Raw genomic sequence first — 18,508 nt, forward strand, 5'->3', positions numbered from 1 at the left:
CCAATGGCACGATTAACCAGATATGGCGAGCGGTATATTGCGCAAGCCGTTGGCGATGCACAGAGCTTTATTGTTGACGAGTTTGTGTTTGCCTTTATTCCAGGGCTCGATTTTAAAGCGCCAGAACCGCCGAACGAACCTATGCCGCCTGCAGTCAATATTGTGCATAGGTCAGCCCCATTAAAGCACGGCATTATTGACCAAAACAAAGTAACTTTTAGCCAAATGTTGTTGCCCGATGTAGGCAATTTTGACTTTAACTGGATTGGCCTAGTGCATAACAATCGCCTAATCGCCTTTGCCTATGTACCCGTGACCAAGAAGGTAAAAACTGACAACAGCCATGAGGGCAACACCATCAGCCGCAACTTTGTGGTGGAGCACAAAGGCATAGCCGATACCATGCCAACCCCTGTATCGGCTGAATCGTGGATGTATGACTATTCAAATGATGTCGCACAGCTTCAAATTAGCACCGCAGTTAATGCTGCCACCATGATTAAAGGTAACGCCGCAATCGTTAAAAATGCCCATTGGAACACCAAATTAAGCGAGCGACTTCGCGACTTAGAGGAAAGAACATGAGTGACACAATTAATAGCTTACTTGAAAGCATGGCGACAGCGGTTGACGCCTCAAATGAACAAACCGCCGCATCACAAGAACTCGCCCAAGAAGTCAGTGGCAAGATGGCTCAGATCGATAAAAAAGCCGATGATGCCATTGCTCGCGCCGAGGCCGATTACGGCGCCAAGGTCGGCGAGCTCACCACTCATGCGATAGAGGGCCATAAAAAAGCCATCGAAGATGCCAGCGGTGGCCGCAACACTATTTTAACTGACGAGCAGGGCAACACCAATATCATGGTGCGTGTGCCGCGATTTAATTACGAAGATCTCAACGCCAAAATATTAGAGCTCACCGGTGCTGATCTGCAGCTTGGCACGGGTACGCCAACCATGTTCATGACCGATGGCGCGCCCCGCGGTGAAGTCTATATCGCCAAGTATCTGGCCTCAGCTGGCGCCAACGGCGGCTGCTCAGTGGTTGGTGGCGTACAGCCGCGCACCTCAGTTAATTACGATGTCGCTAAAGGGCTGTGTACTGCAAAAGGCGCTGGCTGGCACATGATGTCAATTCACGAGTGGGCCGCGATTGCATTTTGGTCGCTGGCAAATGGCAGTGTGCCTCGCGGTAACACTAACTATGGCCGCAGTCACGAAAATAAATTAGAGACCGCGCGCCGTCATGACGACGGCATGCCTGGCGACACCGCAGGCACTTGTCGCACCGATACGGGCAAGGGGCCTGATACCTGGGCTCATGACCATGGCGCTTTTGGCATTCAGGATTTGGTCGGCAACGTGTGGGAATGGCTCGATCAAATGAAGCTGGACGATGGTCAGATTATCACCACGCTCGATAACGATCCCAGCATAGCCGAGGTCAACTGGCATCGCCACGGCGCTTATTTTGACTCGCCAAGTGACAGCCAAGATGGCGATGGCAATATTGGCGCGCCTATACTCAACAATGCAGTGACTAAGCGCAACGGTCCGGTCGATGACGACAGTCATGATTACCCCTACATGAGTGGCAGCAACTTTGCAGGCATTACTAAAGGGGTGAGTTATACGCCGTCGGAGATCTTGCGCCGCTTGCTGATCGAATCGGCCTCAGCGACCAGCGTAGCTGGCGCAATCCACGCGCGTAACTATGGCGATCGACTCCCGCGTCGTGGAGGCAGTTTGAGCGGTGGGCCCAATGCCGGCCTCGGCGCACTCGACATCAAGAATGCGCGCTCGTTTGCGCATGGTGGCTTCGGTTTCCGTCCAGCGTTCTTTGCTTAGTGATCACTGGAACTTTGGTTGCTGCGCGATAGCGCGGCGCTATTAATATTTTATTTTACTAATCAGCACGGATTTACAGCCATTTGGAGATTTTACATGTCATTTAATTATATTTACCAAGGTGAAACGCACACGGATACCACGGCAGAATTTATGGTCGCATTAGGCATGAATGAAGACCAAATATTATCCGTGTTGCAGCAGCAAAAATTTGAGTCGTCACAAGTTACCGTAAAGCGCCTTGCAGCGTATATATCGGAGTCAGACCCTATGTATGCAGAGTGGCAATATGAGCTGGCGAGCGGTAATCCAAGTGAGGATGAGTTTAAAGCTAAGTGGTTAGCTAAGGTGAATGAAATTAAACTCCGCCACCCTATTACTGCGGCCTAATCGCCGCTACTGGAGTTGTTAACATGAGCCAGATTGCGTTAGACGGTGAACTGATTAATTTGAAAAGCTGTAAGGTGCAGCTTTCAATGCAATTGGTCGAACAAGATATGTCGGGGCAAAGTTCGAGCACTGCCAGCAGTGAGCAAGGCGATAAAGCCAAAGAGCTAAAAGTCACCGGCTTAATCCCATTTACCGACAAAGGGCAGTTGTCACGCTTGTTTGAGCTGGCAATTGCGAAAGACGACAGCGGTAATCGTCTGGTTCGGCGTATTGGCTCAGATTTAGCCCGCGCGGTTAAAATCAGACAGGTTAAGTTTTTTGGCCAAATTACTGCGCCAGAACACCCGACGTTATTAGCGTGGAACGTCAGCTTTCAACTGCGTGAGTATTTGAGTATCCCCGAAGTGGCAGAACAGCGCCAGCCACAAACTGATGCCAGCACAGGCCAAAGCACCGAGAAAACCGCCAAGGTGATCCCCACTGCTGCCATTACCGAGGCACCGCCAAAAGTGGAAGTTTCATCAGTGGAGAAGTTCTTATCTAGCGTCGATAGCGTTATTGGGGATCCTGCATGAAATTAAGCCACCGCCTAACCGTTGGCACCGAGGTATTGCCGTTGGCGGATCATCACTTAGTGCTTGAGCTATCATCGGCTGGCCGCGCGGTATTTGAGGTACAAGGTGAGGTAAAACTCGGTCAAGTCGTGGCCTTTGATATCGGCTATAACAATAAACTGCAGCGGTATTTTAGCGGTTATATCACCAAAGCCACCCCGAGCAGCATGGGCATGCAACGTATTGTGGTGCGTGAGCTATCGAGCCTATTAGCCGAGCATTGCCCGGTTAATATTCGTCATGCAACCTTTCGCCAGGTGATCACCCAACTGGCCGCAGACACTGGCCTCAGTTTTGTCATTCCCGACACTGCAGTTTACCTTGATAACAAAGTGCCGAACTTTACCAGCCAAGGCACCGGTTACCAATTACTCGCCAGTTTAAGCGGTGTATTTGGTATCGATGATTGTATTTGGTATCAGCAGCCCGACGGGCAAATCTTTGTTGGCAGTTATCAAGATAGCCGCTGGCCATCAAAGCCACTGCCCATCAGTCAGGAATTCAGCAAAAAGCAGTTTAGTAACAGCTGGCAGTTAATGGCCATGCCCGCAATGCGACCTGGTGCCATGGTCAACGGCCATCGCGTTAAGCAAGTCGAACTTGAAAGCGACAGCATGACAATCACATGGACCGCAACTAAAGCTGATGAGCGCAGCGAAAAGCGTCGCATCACTAATATATTCCCAGAACTAGCCGCCGATTATCATCTGCCTGTTTGGGGCAAGGTGATTGCCCTGCCAGAATTGCCGACAATTGATGGCGAACGCGCGAGTGATGCATTTTATCCACGCTACGCAGTTGACGTGCAGCTGCTCGATGAGAACGGCAACGAAACTAAAGCACCCGCACTGCAAGCCGTGCCATTACCACTACCAGGTGCAGGCAATAAAGCTGGCCGATTAGAGCCGCCGGCTATTGGTTCAATAGTTGAAATAGGCTTTGCTTACGGCCGACCTGATAAACCATTCATTCGATGTGTATTGCCATTCGGCTGGGACTTACCCGCCATCAAACAGGGCGAAAGCCGCAACCAAGTACGTGACGGGGTTTATCAATTATTCGATGATGTGGGTAATCTCATTACCGAAACTGACAAAGACATTCGCACCACCATCGGCCAAATGCATCAGCTATTGGTGAAACAGTCACAACAGATAGAAGTACTTGAAGACCAACTCACCACGGTTAAAGGCAAAATGGACATGGTGATCACCAAAGACTTAAAGATCCAAGCCAAGAACATTACCGAGGATGCCGACACCATTAAACTCAATGGTGGTGCAAGCGTAGTCACTTGTGCCCACATCTGCCATTTCACTGGTGGTCCACATGGCGATGGTTCATCAACAGTCACTGCAGGCAAGTAACTCAATAAGGAGCTGATATGGCCCTAAGCAAATCATCACTGAAAGGCAAGATAGTCACCGAACTTAAAGCCCAAGGTTTTACCACTGAGGGTGAACATGCCTACGCTGCCAAGATGGCCGAAGCCATAGCTAATGCTGTCATCGATGAGATAACCAGCAACGGTCAAGTAGTTGTCAGCGGCGGCAGTTCATCAGGTACATACAAAGTCAGCTAGCCAGCCACAACACCAAGCCCAGCATTAACGCTGGGCTTTTTGTTGCCTGCAGTAGAGCCACATCTATCTAGACTTAATACCAATCAACCAAAGCCAAACAACTCGAGTAAAACACCAACCAGAAACTATCGACGCCGGTTCGGTTCCTGTCGTGGGGCTCGAACCCGCGCCTAACTTTAGCCATTCAGCTTTGAGCCACGGAATCCAACCCACGCAGAAAGAAACACACGAAATCCGCACTCTTCCTCCCCTCCTGCGCGCTTTTTATCATTTTTTTATTTCAGTTTTAGATTATTGCAGTTCATAGGCGCAGCCAGCGCCATTCCTAGGGCTTTAACATGATCGAAGATCTGAAATGATCGCGGTTTATTTCACTGTTTTACAGTTCTACACAGGCGCTACGAGGGGTTAAGTGATTGCGTAAGCCCATGAACAATGGGCTTACTCTCGATTTTGTGGGGTAAGCAAAAAAGATTGAGTATTTAATTGAAACGTAAAGTTGTTTTAAAACAGTTGGTTAATTGTCTTATGAAATGAAATCAATTTGAGTGCTTAAATTACTTTAAGGCTTTTTCCCGACTCAAACTTAAACTTCTCTTTCGTACAGCCAAACCTACCAAATTTTGATAATTAGATGCTGAGTACATCAGTGTCATCAATACAAGTATAGGCATTTTAATGCATATAACCCATTGAAAAATGCCAAAGTCATCAACAGATCTTATTGCTGGCAGGATGATGTCATACCATTGATAAATATAAATTATAATTAGTGATAGGAGTGTGTATTTACTGTCAAAGAAGGCGAATTTTAATTCTTGCCTATCTTCAACAAATTTTTTTTTGTAACCATGCAAGCAATTGATTTGTTTCCTATCTTGTTTAATTTTTTTTAGCCTATATTGACGTATAAGCTTTTCTGTACAAGAACTCATTAATTCCATCCACATGATAAAAAACAATTTTTATATGATATGACTTTATTATAGAAAAAAATAGAGTAATTCAGCAGTGCAGTCTACAAGATATCGATGAATTTACTTGGGTGACAATAACTGTTATGCCGCACTTGATAGTGATAAAGCGATAGCCTTTGGCCTGTGTCTTATCTCAAACTGTAATACTGTGGACAAATAATAAAAACTGCGTGGGCATTTTGTGGACATTTAGATGTGACAAAGGGTTAGCCTTTCGGCTAACCCTTTGTTTTAATTGGTGGAGGCGGCGGGGCTCGAACCCGCGTCCAAAAAGCCTACATCCAAGGCGCTACATGCTTAGTCTCTCTTTTAATTAACCAAGTACACTCCGAAAGACAGGATTGCAATTGGCGAGTTCAGTACTGTTTCGCGGTTCACCCCTGAACGTGGTTCCCTCGCTATCAAATGTGAGATGACCATCTATAAACCAAACCCATTTGAGAAGTTTCGGCAAGATGGCTAGCTAGCCTAAGCTGCTAGAGAGTAGTTAGAGTCGTTTGCAACTATAACAGTGAGGCTTTTTACGAGGCCAACCTCCCCTCGGCATGCTCCCAGGGTTTCGAGAATCTTGTCGAATCCAGAATCGCCCCCAAGTACAATATGATTGTAACGCGTCACATCTTGTTTTACCAAGCATAAAAACCGCATTAGCAACTGATTGTTCGTTTTATATCCGTCGTTGAAAGATACTGACGTTGAAACTACTGCTGTACCGCTTTTTTCATGGTACGTGCTTTTTCAATCTGCCATTCGCGATCTTTAGTATCGTCACGCTTATCATGTTCTTTCTTACCTTTACCCAGGCCAATCTCTATCTTTACCCATGCACCTTTTTGCCAGTACATAGAGATAGGAACGATTGAGTAACCTTTACGGTCCACTAAGCCTTGTAACTTATCGAGCTCTTTACGTTTGAGCAATAACTTACGCGAGCGCATTGGATCGCATACTACGTGAGTAGAGGCGGTATTGAGTGGCGCAATAGTACAACCAAAAAGATAGGCTTCGCCTTCCCTTAGAAATACATAGCTTTCAGACAAGTTTACCTTGCCCATACGAATAGACTTAACTTCCCATCCCATTAGGGATAGGCCGGCTTCCATTTTCTCTTCAAACTTATAGTCGAAAGTCGCGCGTTTATTACGGGCGATCGAAGCGGAAGTGTTCTTTGATTTTTTTGCGTTTTTCTTAGCCATAGGCTGGCTATTATACGCAGGCAAGCAGGATTTGGAATTAGGCAAACCAAAATATTCACTTATTTATGGATTCTCTGATGCGTTTGTCTGCTTTTTAAGCAGTCAAGGTGGGCCGAGTGCGTCAAAGATGCGTTTTTTTGTAGTCATGTTAAAATTCAGCAATCTTGTTTATATTCTGAGTACCCACCATCAATGCCGCAAATTTCCCGCAATGTATTAGTTCGTTTTAGTGCGATGCAGATGTATGACTTAGTCAATGATGTCGAATCTTATAAAGAGTTCTTGCCAGGTTGTGTCGGCGGCAAGGTGTTAGAGTTTGATGGCGAAACCATGGTTGCCTCGGTTGATGTGGCTAAAGTGGGGATAAGTAAAACATTTACCACACGCAATAAGGTGGTTGCGGGCAAGAGTATTCAGCTGCAGTTAGAAAATGGTCCTTTTAAAGAGTTGGTTGGTGAGTGGACCTTTACTGAGTTAACAGAAGATGCCTGCAGAGTTGATTTTAAAATTAACTTTGAGTTCTCTAGCCCCATTGCTGACTTGGCGTTTGGAAAGGTGTTTAAAGAGTTAATGTCGTCTATGGTGACGGCATTTACTTGCCGCGCTAAGGTGGTTTACAAATGAATACAGAGCAAGGCTTGTTTACGGTCGAAATAATCTATGCGTTGCCGCACCAGCAAAAGCTGATCAAGGTGAACATTGAGCCTGGTACCACCTGTATCGATGCAGTAAAGCAAAGTGATATGCTGCGTTTTTTCCCCGACATTGATTTAGAGACGGTTAAGTTGGGTATTTTTAGTCGCTCTGTTAAGCATTCTGAAGTACTGCAACCTGGACAGCGAGTTGAGATCTACCGGCCGCTAATAGCCGATCCTAAAGATGTGCGCCGTAAACGAGCAGAAAAAGCGAAAGATGAAGGGCGGGTGAACAAGATCACAGGCGCTAAGTTATAAAGATTGGTCTTCGTAAAAGAATAAGGTTTACGGTTAATCAAAGCATAAAAAATGCGAGTCTCCAATAAGAGATCCGCATTTTTTATGTTCGTTCAAAGCAGAGTTAAGCTGACAACACGGCGATTACTCTTGGCCTTTTTCCGATAGTGCTTTTGGTTGAGTTTGTTTCTCTTCCACCAAAGGCTCTGCTTGAGGGCGCTGTTCTGGTACTAAAGGCTCACCTTCTGGAATATTTAAACCAGGTAGCTTACTTTCTTCAAGCGGCGTATTAAACTCTTCGCTTAAATCATAATCGCCTTTCACTTCAACTAGAATATCTCCGTCAAAGTCAATGATCAGCTCTTTATGGATAATGCTGGCATCACGGCCACTTTTATAGTGATAAATGTAATACCAAGTATTGTCTGAAAAACTATCACGCAATACAGGACGACCTAAAACGTATTCAACCTGCTCTTTAGTCATGTCAATACGCAGCTTTTCTACCTGCTGGTCTTCCATGTAGTTACCTTGCGGAATGTCTGGCTTATAGATCAAATAGTCGAATACACCACAGCCACTGAGCGATAGTGAGAGCGCAGCAGCGCCCAAAAGGGTAAGACTTCTTTTTTTAATTGTCATTAAATGCGCTACTTCATCAAAATCTGTCGGTCATAATACCCAAGCAATCCCCTATCTGACAAGGGCTATTGTCGCAGAGTCTGCTCAGGTTGCTAATCTATGTTGTTTCTCGGTTTTAACACTGAGGTTACATAAGCTGCTTATATTGAGTCGTAAACGGGTAATTAGTTCATTCGTATTAGTATTTTTCTAGGTTTTAGTCACTCTTTACTTGCCATACTATGGGCAGGTAAAGGCCGTTGTTGAATTTTATTAGATTGACGATTTGTTATTAAGCTTATGATTTTAAGTAGTTTAACTGCTGACTTAACTCTGAACGATTCAAGCCGCAGTTTGCTGCCATCTGGTATTAGCATTCGCTTTAATAGTATTAAGCCTTATAGCCCGTCGCTGCTGGGCAATCGAAGCTTGGTGGTGAGCGCTAGCCATTATTCAGTCGCTATTTATTTTTTAATCATTGTCACAGATTCGATATTTGAGTCGATATTTGTATTGATCGCGCGTTTGGGCACGTTTTATCAGTGTGCTACACATTTGATTAAAGTCAGTTTCCTCAAATATAGGGGCGGGGGAAGTTTAGTGTTGCTGGTTTTTGAGGGTAAATAATGTACGCATTAGTCGGTGGTCGGTTTGTAAACGGTGCTATTTACGTTGTTTAAGGGCGACTTTTAAAAATAATTAACATAAAACCAATATATTTTGTGATGTTAGTCACTATTCTTCCTCTTGCGGTGATCCATACCTTTAGCCTACTAGGCTCCAGCTAACGTTAACGTCAAGTTAAAACAGTCGTTTACATTGTTGTTGATTAGTATGGTTTTTAACTTACTGGTAATTATGGGTTTAATTGATTTACGCCCAAGGTAGCTGTAAACGGAGCTCTGCATTTGCCCTATTATCAAACTTCCCACTGGCTGTATCAATTTAATGACGTTAGGTAATTAAATTACGGTGTGGAATTCAAGCGTGCTTGCTTGGTCAAGTTGCCTTACAACTGTCTTTTTTGTTATCTTCAAATACTACCATCGCATGCTATATCATTGTATTTGTAGGTTTTAAGTTCTTACTTTTCACCTTGGGTAATACTGTTTTACGTCAATTTCATATCCGCTACAAAGTCTCTGCCGAGCTTAGCCTTGCTTGCATCGAACGCTATTTGTGGTTAGTTTTTGTTGCAAATAACCATATGTGGCCTCGGTAATGCCTTTTTGTTTGCTTGCCTTTTATATTAAAGGAAAGTGATGCCGAGCATTTAAAGAAGTCGACTTTAGCAATGCTAAATAAATCACAGTAGGCCGGTGGCCTCATCAAGCAAACATAGTGACGATACAGTTTGGAGAGAAAATTTATGGCACAGCAGATAACCATCGACAATAGCGTTGTTGCAGATGAAGTCGTTATTAGTGGGAAAACGGTCATCGGACAAGAAACGGTATTAACAGAAGGTGCGTTAAGTTTACTTAAAACACTCTGTAAGCATTTTGCTAGCGATGTACCTTCGCTATTGGCTCATCGAAAGATAAGGCAGGGGCTTGTCGATAAAGGTCAGTTACCAGATTTCCTAGAGCACACTAAAACGATACGTGAAAGTGACTGGCAGGTGAGGGGGATCCCTCTCGACTTGCAAGATAGACGCGTTGAAATAACCGGACCAGTTGATCGCAAAATGGTGATTAACGCGCTCAATGCAAATGCAAAAGTGTTTATGGCCGATTTTGAAGATTCACTTGCACCGAGCTGGGATAAGCTGGTCGAAGGGCAGATTAATTTACGCGATGCGATTAGCGGTGATATTAGTTATACCTCGGCAGAAACGGGTAAATCCTATGCGTTAGCCGCAGATCCTGCGGTGTTGATCTGTCGTGTACGTGGTCTGCATATGCTAGAGAAGCATGTTAGCTATGCTGAACAAGCTATACCTGCAGCGCTATTTGATTTCTGTATCTATTTTTATAATAACTATCGTCAATTGCTCAGTAAGGGCAGTGGTCCATACTTTTATATCCCTAAACTTGAGAGCCATCTTGAAGCGCGTTGGTGGGCAACCGTTTTTGCTTTTGTGGAGCAGCGTTTTTGTCTACAGCCTGGCACGATTAAATGTACCTGCTTAATTGAAACCCTGCCTGCAGTATTTGAGATGGATGAAATCTTATATGAGTTACGTTCAAACATTGTCGCGCTTAATTGTGGCCGTTGGGACTATATATTCAGTTACATTAAGACGTTGAACAATCACAGTGACCGTATATTACCCGATAGACAGTCAGTCACCATGGATACACCATTTCTGAGTGCATATTCGCGTTTGTTAGTTAAAACATGTCATAAACGCGGCGCGCTCGCGATGGGGGGAATGGCAGCGTTTATTCCTGCAAAAGATCCAAAAGCTAATCAACAGATCCTAGATAAAGTGCGTCAGGATAAACAACTTGAAGCGCGTAATGGCCATGATGGCACCTGGGTTGCCCATCCTGGTTTGGCTGATACCGCAATGGAAGTCTTCAATGAGTACATTGGCGAAAATCATGTCAATCAGTTGCATATTACTCGTGATGTTGATGCACCCATCCTAGCTCATGAACTATTGTCGGCCTGCAAAGGTGAGCGAACAGAGGATGGAATGCGTCGAAATATCCGTATTGCGCTGCGATATATAGAGGCATGGATCAAGGGTAATGGCTGCGTGCCTATATATGGCTTAATGGAAGATGCTGCGACGGCGGAGATCTCTCGCACCTCGATTTGGCAGTGGATAAAGCATCAGCAGCAGCTATCGAATGGCACAATAGTAACCAAACCTTTGTTCAAAGAGATGTTGCTTCAAGAATTGGCTCAAGTTAAAGAGGAGGTGGGGGCGGATAGATTCACCCATGGCCGCTTTACCGAAGCGGCCGTTATTCTGGAACAAACGACTACCGCTGATGAACTGGTCGATTTTATCACTCAGCCAGGTTATGAACTGCTTATTGCATAGGGTTTATTTAATCAGGTGGTGAATGACAGAGCTTCGCTCGTTTTTGTTTGATAAGTTATTTAGATTGAGTCGGTAAATTAGTTTGGCTGCCTTTCGCGGCTTGTGCCCCCCGCGCAGTATACCTACGTGCTACGCGGGTTTTTAATAAAAACAGTGATCTCCCTCTTCCCAGTATGGTGATGACAGTTTACGCTTGTGATTGGCGACTCTTCGGGGTCGCATTTTTTTTACTCTCCTTAAATCCCCATGTTTGTTATCAACGTCAATCAAACATCGTAGCAATAGCGGGCCTATACTGCACTTTGCGCTAATTGCGTATACAATTAACTCTATTAGTATCTTATACGAATTGCATTGAATATCTATTCATCAGAGCCTTGAATTGAAAAGCTTGAGTGTTTCTGAACTGGCTAAACACTTAGTGCAATCGGTATTGGAGTCTGCGCACATCATCAATTAGGATGGGCGCTATTTAATCATTGAAAACTTGGCAGTATTAGCCGTCATAAGCAGAGTATTATTTGAAAGCTAACAGCATGCAAGAAAGCACGTTAAGAGGTGCTGATTATTGGACGCAGCGGATCAGTGAGCAAGAGATGCCCGCGCTATGTTCGACGGTTAAAACCTTAGAGAGACTGGCGAAAGATGATGTGTCATCTCTTGCGATATTAGGTCAGAGCGTTATGCATGATAATGCGCTAACATCCCGTATTCTGCGTGTTGCGAACAGCGTGACATACAATAAGGGCAGCACTCAAGTGACGACGGTGAGTAAGGCGGCGGTTGTCTTGGGCTTTGATGCAATCAAAAATATATGTATTACTGCAAAGTTACTGAGTAGTTTGTTAGAGTCGGAAGGCTTATCTGAAAGTGTTTATCAGCGGCTGATTAGTTTGATGGCAAAGTCGTTTCAGGCGGCGATGTTTACTAAAATGCTGATGCAGGATTATGATGATGAGCTCCAAGAAGAGGTGTTTATTGCCTCACTGCTTTACCATTTGGGTGAGAGTGCGTTTTGGAGCACAGGTTCCACTGAAACCCTTGTATTAGACAGTAAACTTAATCAGTGTGAGTCATCACTTGAGCGTGATCAAGCGGTAAGAGCGGTATTAGGGACGAGCTTTAAACAGCTTTCAGCGGGCATTGCACGTAATTGGGGCCTAGGCAGTATTCTCATTATGTCTTTAAGCCAACCGGATGAACGAACACCTGAAATTCGCAGTATCTTTCTGGCAAATAAGTTGAGCGATCTTCTATCGCAACCCTTGCCTTCGATGCTTGAACTATCAAAAAGGTTGAAACAAACCGCCGATATCCTTGATATTGAGGTTGATGAACTAAAAGGACGTATGATCAGTTGCCATAAAGCGACGGCACTAATGGCTGAGGCCTATGGTGCGAAAGTTTTAGTGGATTATTTGCCTGATGTGAAGCACCTATTAATTGAACACCAGGTTGAAGTTCAACAGCCAGTTATACGGGGCTCAAACCCGCTAGAACAGTTGAGATGCCTGCGAGCCTTAACCCAATGTGCATTAAAAAAGTCTGACTTTAATCAGGTTTTATCAATAGCGTTAAAGGGCGTTCTGCAAGGGGTTGGCGTAGACCGGTGCGCGGTATTGTTGTTAACGCCGAACAGAAAAGTGTTGCAGCCACGCATCGTATTAGGTGATGGTGCCGCCGAGATGAAAAAAAACTTCTCGATAGAACTCGGCGGGACGAAGAATTTGTTTCAAGAATCGATTCAATTCAAAAGTGCACTGTTTGTCGATAATCCTCATTCAGCCAAATGGAGGCTTTATATGGATGACGCATTGAGAAGCCTAGTATCACCGACAGGATTTATGTTGGCGCCGCTGATAATGAACCACACGGTTATCGGTGTGTTATTCGCCGATAGAGATAGTTCAGGCAGACGTTTAAGTGAAGAGGATTTCTTAGGTTTTAGCCACTTTGCTGAACTTTCAAATGTTTGCTTTTCAGCGACAATGAACTGAACAATATTTGCAGCAGAAAAAGCGCTTTGTTATTGCTAATAAAGCGCTTTTTCTATTTTACTGAGGCTCGGCGGCAATAATTTCCGCGGTAATCGCTTTAGCTATCTCATTGGGAATGGGAAAGCTCAAGTGATACTGGGCTATCTTCCAACCCTGCGCTGTTTTTATCAAGGTGCCCGTGCCACGGCTGACTCCGTAAGATGGGCTATTAAGGAGTTCATCAAACCAGATGACGTCACCGTGCTGAGTCATGGCGCGGCTGGTTAGGTCATAACGCCAGCCTTTTGTGGGTCGCGCATATTGTTCAAATTGCACCTTATCCCAGTGTTCATTGGCGTCGGTACCGATAAAGATGCCATTGTCTGCGTAAAGATCAAAATAGTTATCCCAGTCAGCATTTGCCGAATAGGTATTGAGGTTGTTGAGTAGAGTCGCTGCTTGCTGCTTGTCATCACTTTGGCTGACGGTTTGCGCGGTGGTATTGAATCCAAACAGGACGAACATGAGTATTACTGCCCGCCAAACGGTGGATGTTCTATGGTGTAGATTTAGCATAAATCCCTCAATATTTTTGTTAGTTCAAATCCACTTCTAATGCCAGTTTACGGGATCGAGCTTATAAAAAGAACTCAACTCGTTGTAGAGCGCTGTATGTAAAGCAAGAAAATCTTGCGGCTGTTCGAAAAACACTTCGCTAATGACTGCAAAAAATTCAGCAGGATTTGTCGCACCATAATAGCTAAACAAAGAGTATTGTTGGCATTGGCTTGCCTCAACTAAGTATTGATACTCTTGCATCATCACCGTTGACCAAGATGCATAGTCTTGTGAGCGGGTTAAGATCGGCGCGCCGTTGGCATGGCCATCTTCTTGGTCAAGCTGGTGAGCAAACTCATGGATAACCACATTACTGCCGTCATTGGGCACAGCTGCACCCTCTTTAGCCGTTTGCCACGATAGAATGACCTTGCTGTGCTGCCAAGATTCGCCCGATAGGACGCGACGGCGCTCCGACACCAGCCCATTTGAGTCGCGTTGCTCATTGTTCACGATGAACACCGAGGGATAGATAAGGATCTCTGTTAAGTGTGGGTAGAAATCAGTTTTTCTATTGAGTAGCAGTAAACATGCCTGGGCGGCGACGGTGACACGAATATCATCATCAATCTCTAATCCATCACAACCGACAAACTGCTTTTCGGCAATAAACACTTGGATATGTTTTTTCAGCTGTAACTGCAGATCTGCCGGAAGTGAGCGGAAAAAAGGGATCCGCTTTTTGAGGATAGATCGCCAAGCATGGGGGAAGGGCGTTCGAGTTAGCCGTTTTCTGCGCCTGGTTACTCGCCACGTACGGCTGGCAATCCACAGGATAGCGCTAGCGCTAATCAGTATTATTAATAAAATAGCGAGCATTAGAACCCCTTATTAATACCAATTAGTATAAGAACTCTCGCTGAGCGATCAAATCTTTATAATAATGGGTATAACATGTTGAAGCTAAGCTTCTGGTTGCCGAAGTATGCTACGGCTAATGTTAATGATATGCGGGTGGAGAGGGTAGAATTCAACAATGAATCGCTAATACAGTGATTGTTTATCAAAAATCAACGGAGGATGGGGGGATTTAAAAAAGGCTGGCAGTTCAATAATTCAAATCTTTTCCATTTCTGCCAGCTAAATTGGGAAGGTTACTCAACAATAATGCGTCTCTCTATCTCTTTTCTCTCTTGTGCTGTCATATTGAAATGATGTTCAATCAAAAAGCGCACCAATTTGGACTTGGCTACATCGCCGTCCTCGGCTAAAGCGGCTAGGTGAGCAATGGCTGATTCACTCAAGGTGAATGTTGATTTTCTAAACGGTGCATCTCCTTTGGTTATTCTCTTAACATTTGCACTGCTCGGCTGCACTACAACGCCGATATTGTTTGCGAGTACCTTTAAACTCGATAAATTCGATTGGCTCTTGTTAATGTTTAGCGCTATCACCTTATTTGTTGCGGGAGCGAGTTGCTCCTCTCCAACGGCATAGCGATTAGCATCATTAATAAAATCATCAATTAAATCGTCTAAGGCTAACTGAGAGCTATGGATTTGTTGATGAGCTGACTTAGACAGCGTAGAGCTTTTCTTGAGATCGGTCAGACCCATATTCACCTCTCATCTTTTTCATCTGTTTTTCGGCGATGCGATTGCGTATCTCAGTTGAATTAGCAACTTGCAGCAATTCGGTGGCAATGCCACGGATCTCGTTGGCTGCTTTTCCTTTTGGCTCAATTTCTAAAACAGATAAGCCAGATTCTTCACTGTCATCATAGATATTTCGGCTATAGGTAATGGCATTGAGAACGTTGATGTCATAGGTTTTGCACACCTCTTTAGCTTCAAAAATACGGTTGGCTTGGTTGGGTAAGCTAGGGCATTGGGTGATCACAAATGTTGCGCGCAGTTTTGGGTTAATCATCATGCATGTGGCGACGATATCATCCATGTGGCTCACGGTTTTAAGGTCCCGTCGTTTGGGCCTAAGTGGCATCAGTACATGGGATGCAACAGACATCGTTGCGCGCAGAGCAAGGTTATCTTGGCCACCACAATCAACAATGACGTAGTCATAGTGTTGTTCCAGACTGAGCAAGTCATTACGTATTTTTCCATATAGCTGTACGCAGTTTATACTCGGCAACTGTGGATTGTTATTTCTGGCATGGATCCAATCTGAAGTGGTACGTTGAGGATCGCAGTCAACCATAATCACTGAAGCTTGGCATTCTGCTGTTAAGAAAACGGCAATATTTTGCGCTAGACAGCTCTTGCCACTACCGCCTTTTTCACCACCCACTAATATAATCATGTTTTATCCTCAAGTACGCGTTTATTTATCTGACCGTTTGCAAGCTGCTGGATGTGTACTGGTTTGATTGGATAATCTAGATTGACTTATTGTTACCCAATGCAACAGCTGTGATATTAATTTATGCAGAGATAGGCCTAAGGTCAACTGGTTGATTTTTGACGCTTTTATTTCAATTGACTGGCGAAGTTTTTTTGACATAAAAACCGCTTTCGTTGTTTTTTTGACGCGCTAGTGTCGCGGCTAGCTAATAGGTGGTGTTTGGTATGATTATTAGTAGTTTAAGTTTTTTTAAAACCCGAACAGTAGGGCTAAAACCGACGAATTGATTCGCGCTGATGGTAATCGCGTTGTCATTCTAAAGATTGATATTTCAAAATTTACCATCAGCACCAATCTTTATGCGAATTAATTATATATGGTTGCTTGGGTATAGCCGCTCGATACATAGTAACTTGTCGATAGTGTTAGCCTAGCATGGTAAAAATTGCTCCGATGAATCGCGCTCCATGTGCACTCCATGTTAGTCTTTGCCAAAATATAAGTGGTCATAAACACGGATGCAGCACAGTGGATGAGAAGCTATTACAACAAGCGATTAGCCAGAAAATGCCCTTTGGCAAATATGCTGGGCGTTATTTATTAGAGTTACCCGAACCTTACTTAGTGTGGTTCCACTCAAAAGGTTTTCCGGAGGGCAAGCTTGGCCAGCAACTGGCATTAATGTATGAGGTGAAGCTCAATGGACTCGAAGGTATGTTGCAGCCCCTGCTCGATAAGGTAAAACAGGCAAGATAAACCATTTCATCTTGAATAAAGTTCCGTAAACGGGCTAAATTTCTTTTGGAATGAGAGTTGGATCTAATAGTTGATGATTTGATTATGATTAGTGACGAGTATTAGAGATTTATGCTTTATTGCATGCTTTAATATATTTGAATTGAGATATTAAATTGATAACTTTTGAAAGGAAATTCCCGATGATAGCTAAATTAGTTAAATTGGCTGCTGCAGCAACACTTGCTCTTGGTATGTCTAGCGCTTGGGCTCAAGGTGTTATGCATGAAGGTACTGTCATGGATACTATGAATGGCGGCGGTTATACCTATGTACAGATTAAAGAAGCTGACCAAACATTTTGGGCTGCTGGTCCACAAATCGAAGTTAAGAAAGGCGACAAGGTCGTTGTTCAAGAGCAGATGTGGATGAATGACTTTGCCAGCAAAACCTTAAATCGTACTTTTGACAAGCTGTTGTTTGTTGGTCGTATTGATAAGAAGTAATAGCGATATCCGTTGTCGCTAAGGCTTCAACTTGTATCACTGTAAAAAGAAAACGGCGCAGACTTTGTTTGCGCCGTTTTCTTTTGCCATCAACTAGCGCAAAATAACGCTATTGTTTCGTCTATTTGATTGTCATGCTCAGAATTATTCCCTACAGCAAGTGTTATGCGCTGCAAGTCAGTCAGCTGTTTCATCTGGCTATTAACGCCATTGACGATGATGTGTACTCGACTGCTGAGCAACAAGCTTGGTCGTTCGCCCCTCGTTCCAGCTACCATTGGCATAAAAGGCTATCTCGTTCAAAAGCCTGGCTTATGATAGATGACTCCCGTGATGTACAAGGCAACCCTTTATGCTGCGGCGTGGTTAACCTTGAGACGCATTTTCATAGTCGCGGTTATATCGACAGTCTTTATGTCCACCCCGAATATCAACATCGAGGGATAGCAGCAGCACTGTTTAGCCAATTAGAAACCTGGGCTATTAGTGCCAATATCAGTAATTTATCCGTTGATGCGTCTAAATTATCAAAACCATTATTTTTAGCTCATGGCTTCAGACTCAACCATCGCAGTTATCAAGAAAAGCGCGGTCAAATTGTAATGGGCTATTTAATGAGTAAAGCCCTGACAACTAATGGGCAAGGTTTAGATGATGAATGTGAGGTTGTTTAACGCGCAGGATGTAGATCAACTCGCGACCTTGTTTCACCTCAGTATCTCACAAGGTGCCAGCGGTCATTACAGCGTTGAGGAAAGAGCTGCTTGGTCAGCTTCGCCTCGGAGCCACGAAAATTGGCTTAGCAGATTGCAGCCAACTACAACATGGGTAGCAGAAGAGGGTGGTATTATTGCTGGGTTTATCAACCTAAAGCCGGCAAAGCTTAAGCCGTCGGATAATGAAGAATGGCTAAGCGCTGATATCGATTGCCTCTTCACCCACCCAGACTTTACTGGTAGAGGCGTCGCGACTGCGCTTTATAAAGATTTACAAGAGTTTGCCGTAGCGCAGCAGATAAAGGAACTTACGGTAGAGGCGTCTTTTCTGGCCAAACTCTTTTTCGAAAAGCAGGGTTATGAAGTGCTTTCTAAAAACCAGCATCCGCGCGCGGGTCAAGTATTAGTTAACTTTAGCATGCGTAAACTGTTGCTCTAACGATTGTCTTATGTCATCAACTAAATAGCCCATAAAATGACGGACTGTTTAGTTGGGTTC

General features: G+C 44.4%; 21 protein-coding genes and 1 other RNA gene. 14 read left to right on the plus strand and 8 right to left on the minus strand.

Features of this window, described 5'->3' with window-relative positions:
- Positions 1 to 3 precede the first annotated feature (3 nt).
- From L2755_RS12245 to L2755_RS12270, 6 genes are all read left to right on the plus strand, one after another.
- Entirely contained in the window at positions 4 to 585 is a 582-nt protein-coding gene (locus L2755_RS12245) for a phage tail-collar fiber domain-containing protein (protein ID WP_248980982.1), read from the plus strand.
- Positions 582 to 1,850, plus strand: coding sequence for an SUMF1/EgtB/PvdO family nonheme iron enzyme (locus L2755_RS12250; RefSeq protein WP_248980983.1), 1,269 nt, complete (start codon positions 582 to 584; stop codon positions 1,848 to 1,850). Before L2755_RS12245 ends, L2755_RS12250 begins: the two co-directional genes overlap by 4 nt.
- Positions 1,851 to 1,946: 96 nt before the next feature.
- Entirely contained in the window at positions 1,947 to 2,240 is a 294-nt protein-coding gene (locus L2755_RS12255) for a hypothetical protein (protein ID WP_248980984.1), read from the plus strand.
- A gap of 23 nt (positions 2,241 to 2,263) precedes the next feature.
- Complete coding sequence (locus L2755_RS12260) at positions 2,264 to 2,815, plus strand: baseplate complex protein (RefSeq protein WP_248980985.1); 552 nt, start codon at positions 2,264 to 2,266, stop codon at positions 2,813 to 2,815.
- Positions 2,816 to 3,468: 653 nt separating this feature from the next.
- Positions 3,469 to 4,221, plus strand: coding sequence for a hypothetical protein (locus L2755_RS22310; protein ID WP_346348092.1), 753 nt, complete (start codon positions 3,469 to 3,471; stop codon positions 4,219 to 4,221).
- Positions 4,222 to 4,238: 17 nt separating this feature from the next.
- On the plus strand, positions 4,239 to 4,436 hold the full coding sequence (locus tag L2755_RS12270) for a hypothetical protein (RefSeq protein ID WP_248980987.1): 198 nt from the start codon (positions 4,239 to 4,241) through the stop codon (positions 4,434 to 4,436).
- Between the two features lie 557 nt (positions 4,437 to 4,993).
- On the opposite strand, the gene L2755_RS12275 is transcribed toward L2755_RS12270, so the two are convergent.
- The 3 genes from L2755_RS12275 to smpB form a co-directional block, all read right to left on the minus strand.
- Positions 4,994 to 5,371 carry a hypothetical protein gene (locus L2755_RS12275; protein ID WP_248980988.1) on the minus strand — a complete coding sequence of 126 codons (378 nt, stop codon included), beginning with the start codon at positions 5,369 to 5,371 and terminating at the stop codon, positions 4,994 to 4,996.
- A gap of 278 nt (positions 5,372 to 5,649) precedes the next feature.
- Positions 5,650 to 6,004, minus strand: a transfer-messenger RNA (tmRNA) gene (gene ssrA, locus L2755_RS12280).
- Positions 6,005 to 6,114: 110 nt separating this feature from the next.
- On the minus strand, positions 6,115 to 6,609 hold the full coding sequence (smpB, locus tag L2755_RS12285; protein ID WP_248980989.1) for an SsrA-binding protein SmpB: 495 nt from the start codon (positions 6,607 to 6,609) through the stop codon (positions 6,115 to 6,117).
- A 192-nt stretch (positions 6,610 to 6,801) separates the two neighbouring features.
- Between smpB and L2755_RS12290 the strand changes: the two genes are divergently transcribed.
- Both L2755_RS12290 and L2755_RS12295 read left to right on the plus strand, forming a co-directional pair.
- A complete protein-coding gene (locus tag L2755_RS12290) occupies positions 6,802 to 7,233 on the plus strand; it encodes an SRPBCC family protein (protein ID WP_248980990.1) in 432 nt (143 codons plus the stop codon).
- The gene (locus L2755_RS12295; RefSeq protein WP_248980991.1) at positions 7,230 to 7,562 is read left to right on the plus strand and encodes an RnfH family protein; all 333 of its coding nucleotides are present in this window, start codon (positions 7,230 to 7,232) and stop codon (positions 7,560 to 7,562) included. The genes L2755_RS12290 and L2755_RS12295 overlap by 4 nt, the downstream gene beginning before the upstream one ends.
- 123 nt (positions 7,563 to 7,685) lie before the next feature.
- Here L2755_RS12295 and L2755_RS12300 read toward each other — a convergent pair whose 3' ends face one another.
- Positions 7,686 to 8,183 carry an outer membrane protein assembly factor BamE gene (locus L2755_RS12300; RefSeq protein ID WP_248980992.1) on the minus strand — a complete coding sequence of 166 codons (498 nt, stop codon included), beginning with the start codon at positions 8,181 to 8,183 and terminating at the stop codon, positions 7,686 to 7,688.
- 1,348 nt (positions 8,184 to 9,531) lie between these two features.
- Between L2755_RS12300 and aceB the strand changes: the two genes are divergently transcribed.
- Both aceB and L2755_RS12310 read left to right on the plus strand, forming a co-directional pair.
- Complete coding sequence (aceB, locus tag L2755_RS12305; RefSeq protein ID WP_248980993.1) at positions 9,532 to 11,157, plus strand: malate synthase A; 1,626 nt, start codon at positions 9,532 to 9,534, stop codon at positions 11,155 to 11,157.
- Between the two features lie 536 nt (positions 11,158 to 11,693).
- Complete coding sequence (locus tag L2755_RS12310) at positions 11,694 to 13,154, plus strand: HDOD domain-containing protein (RefSeq protein WP_248980994.1); 1,461 nt, start codon at positions 11,694 to 11,696, stop codon at positions 13,152 to 13,154.
- 57 nt (positions 13,155 to 13,211) lie between these two features.
- Here L2755_RS12310 and L2755_RS12315 read toward each other — a convergent pair whose 3' ends face one another.
- The 4 genes from L2755_RS12315 to L2755_RS12330 all read right to left on the minus strand — a co-directional run bounded on the left by L2755_RS12315 (position 13,212) and on the right by L2755_RS12330 (position 16,010).
- Complete coding sequence (locus tag L2755_RS12315) at positions 13,212 to 13,658, minus strand: nuclear transport factor 2 family protein (protein ID WP_248981010.1); 447 nt, start codon at positions 13,656 to 13,658, stop codon at positions 13,212 to 13,214.
- Between the two features lie 87 nt (positions 13,659 to 13,745).
- On the minus strand, positions 13,746 to 14,570 hold the full coding sequence (locus tag L2755_RS12320; protein WP_248980995.1) for a M90 family metallopeptidase: 825 nt from the start codon (positions 14,568 to 14,570) through the stop codon (positions 13,746 to 13,748).
- Positions 14,571 to 14,845: 275 nt separating this feature from the next.
- Positions 14,846 to 15,307, minus strand: a complete 462-nt coding sequence (locus L2755_RS12325) for a CopG family transcriptional regulator (RefSeq protein WP_248980996.1) — start codon at positions 15,305 to 15,307, stop codon at positions 14,846 to 14,848.
- Entirely contained in the window at positions 15,267 to 16,010 is a 744-nt protein-coding gene (locus L2755_RS12330; RefSeq protein WP_248980997.1) for a division plane positioning ATPase MipZ, read from the minus strand. The genes L2755_RS12325 and L2755_RS12330 overlap by 41 nt, the downstream gene beginning before the upstream one ends.
- 570 nt (positions 16,011 to 16,580) lie before the next feature.
- Between L2755_RS12330 and L2755_RS12335 the strand changes: the two genes are divergently transcribed.
- The 4 genes from L2755_RS12335 (at position 16,581) to L2755_RS12350 (ending at position 18,448) form a co-directional block, all read left to right on the plus strand.
- Positions 16,581 to 16,808, plus strand: a complete 228-nt coding sequence (locus L2755_RS12335; protein WP_202288925.1) for a DUF3820 family protein — start codon at positions 16,581 to 16,583, stop codon at positions 16,806 to 16,808.
- Positions 16,809 to 16,990: 182 nt separating this feature from the next.
- The gene (locus L2755_RS12340; protein ID WP_202288926.1) at positions 16,991 to 17,293 is read left to right on the plus strand and encodes an NrfJ; all 303 of its coding nucleotides are present in this window, start codon (positions 16,991 to 16,993) and stop codon (positions 17,291 to 17,293) included.
- Positions 17,294 to 17,427: 134 nt separating this feature from the next.
- Positions 17,428 to 17,967 (plus strand): GNAT family N-acetyltransferase, encoded by a 540-nt coding sequence (locus L2755_RS12345; protein WP_248980998.1) that lies wholly within the window; start codon positions 17,428 to 17,430, stop codon positions 17,965 to 17,967.
- On the plus strand, positions 17,948 to 18,448 hold the full coding sequence (locus L2755_RS12350) for a GNAT family N-acetyltransferase (RefSeq protein ID WP_248980999.1): 501 nt from the start codon (positions 17,948 to 17,950) through the stop codon (positions 18,446 to 18,448). The genes L2755_RS12345 and L2755_RS12350 overlap by 20 nt, the downstream gene beginning before the upstream one ends.
- The last annotated feature ends 60 nt before the right edge of the window (positions 18,449 to 18,508 follow it).

Source organism: Shewanella abyssi (assembly GCF_023284025.1).
Classification (GTDB): Bacteria; Pseudomonadota; Gammaproteobacteria; order Enterobacterales; family Shewanellaceae; genus Shewanella; species Shewanella abyssi.

What these genes read in the sequence shown, in the direction of transcription:
- L2755_RS12245 (WP_248980982.1), top strand. Translation starts at nt 4, where the DNA reads ATGGCACGATTAACCAGATATGGCGAGCGGTATATTGCGCAAGCCGTT.
- L2755_RS12250 (WP_248980983.1), top strand. Translation starts at nt 582, where the DNA reads ATGAGTGACACAATTAATAGCTTACTTGAAAGCATGGCGACAGCGGTT.
- L2755_RS12255 (WP_248980984.1), top strand. Translation starts at nt 1,947, where the DNA reads ATGTCATTTAATTATATTTACCAAGGTGAAACGCACACGGATACCACG.
- L2755_RS12260 (WP_248980985.1), top strand. Translation starts at nt 2,264, where the DNA reads ATGAGCCAGATTGCGTTAGACGGTGAACTGATTAATTTGAAAAGCTGT.
- L2755_RS22310 (WP_346348092.1), top strand. Translation starts at nt 3,469, where the DNA reads ATGACAATCACATGGACCGCAACTAAAGCTGATGAGCGCAGCGAAAAG.
- L2755_RS12270 (WP_248980987.1), top strand. Translation starts at nt 4,239, where the DNA reads ATGGCCCTAAGCAAATCATCACTGAAAGGCAAGATAGTCACCGAACTT.
- L2755_RS12275 (WP_248980988.1), bottom strand. Translation starts at nt 5,371, where the DNA reads ATGAGTTCTTGTACAGAAAAGCTTATACGTCAATATAGGCTAAAAAAA.
- smpB (WP_248980989.1), bottom strand. Translation starts at nt 6,609, where the DNA reads ATGGCTAAGAAAAACGCAAAAAAATCAAAGAACACTTCCGCTTCGATC.
- L2755_RS12290 (WP_248980990.1), top strand. Translation starts at nt 6,802, where the DNA reads ATGCCGCAAATTTCCCGCAATGTATTAGTTCGTTTTAGTGCGATGCAG.
- L2755_RS12295 (WP_248980991.1), top strand. Translation starts at nt 7,230, where the DNA reads ATGAATACAGAGCAAGGCTTGTTTACGGTCGAAATAATCTATGCGTTG.
- L2755_RS12300 (WP_248980992.1), bottom strand. Translation starts at nt 8,183, where the DNA reads ATGACAATTAAAAAAAGAAGTCTTACCCTTTTGGGCGCTGCTGCGCTC.
- aceB (WP_248980993.1), top strand. Translation starts at nt 9,532, where the DNA reads ATGGCACAGCAGATAACCATCGACAATAGCGTTGTTGCAGATGAAGTC.
- L2755_RS12310 (WP_248980994.1), top strand. Translation starts at nt 11,694, where the DNA reads ATGCAAGAAAGCACGTTAAGAGGTGCTGATTATTGGACGCAGCGGATC.
- L2755_RS12315 (WP_248981010.1), bottom strand. Translation starts at nt 13,658, where the DNA reads ATGTTCGTCCTGTTTGGATTCAATACCACCGCGCAAACCGTCAGCCAA.
- L2755_RS12320 (WP_248980995.1), bottom strand. Translation starts at nt 14,570, where the DNA reads ATGCTCGCTATTTTATTAATAATACTGATTAGCGCTAGCGCTATCCTG.
- L2755_RS12325 (WP_248980996.1), bottom strand. Translation starts at nt 15,307, where the DNA reads ATGGGTCTGACCGATCTCAAGAAAAGCTCTACGCTGTCTAAGTCAGCT.
- L2755_RS12330 (WP_248980997.1), bottom strand. Translation starts at nt 16,010, where the DNA reads ATGATTATATTAGTGGGTGGTGAAAAAGGCGGTAGTGGCAAGAGCTGT.
- L2755_RS12340 (WP_202288926.1), top strand. Translation starts at nt 16,991, where the DNA reads ATGATAGCTAAATTAGTTAAATTGGCTGCTGCAGCAACACTTGCTCTT.
- L2755_RS12345 (WP_248980998.1), top strand. Translation starts at nt 17,428, where the DNA reads ATGCTCAGAATTATTCCCTACAGCAAGTGTTATGCGCTGCAAGTCAGT.
- L2755_RS12350 (WP_248980999.1), top strand. Translation starts at nt 17,948, where the DNA reads ATGAATGTGAGGTTGTTTAACGCGCAGGATGTAGATCAACTCGCGACC.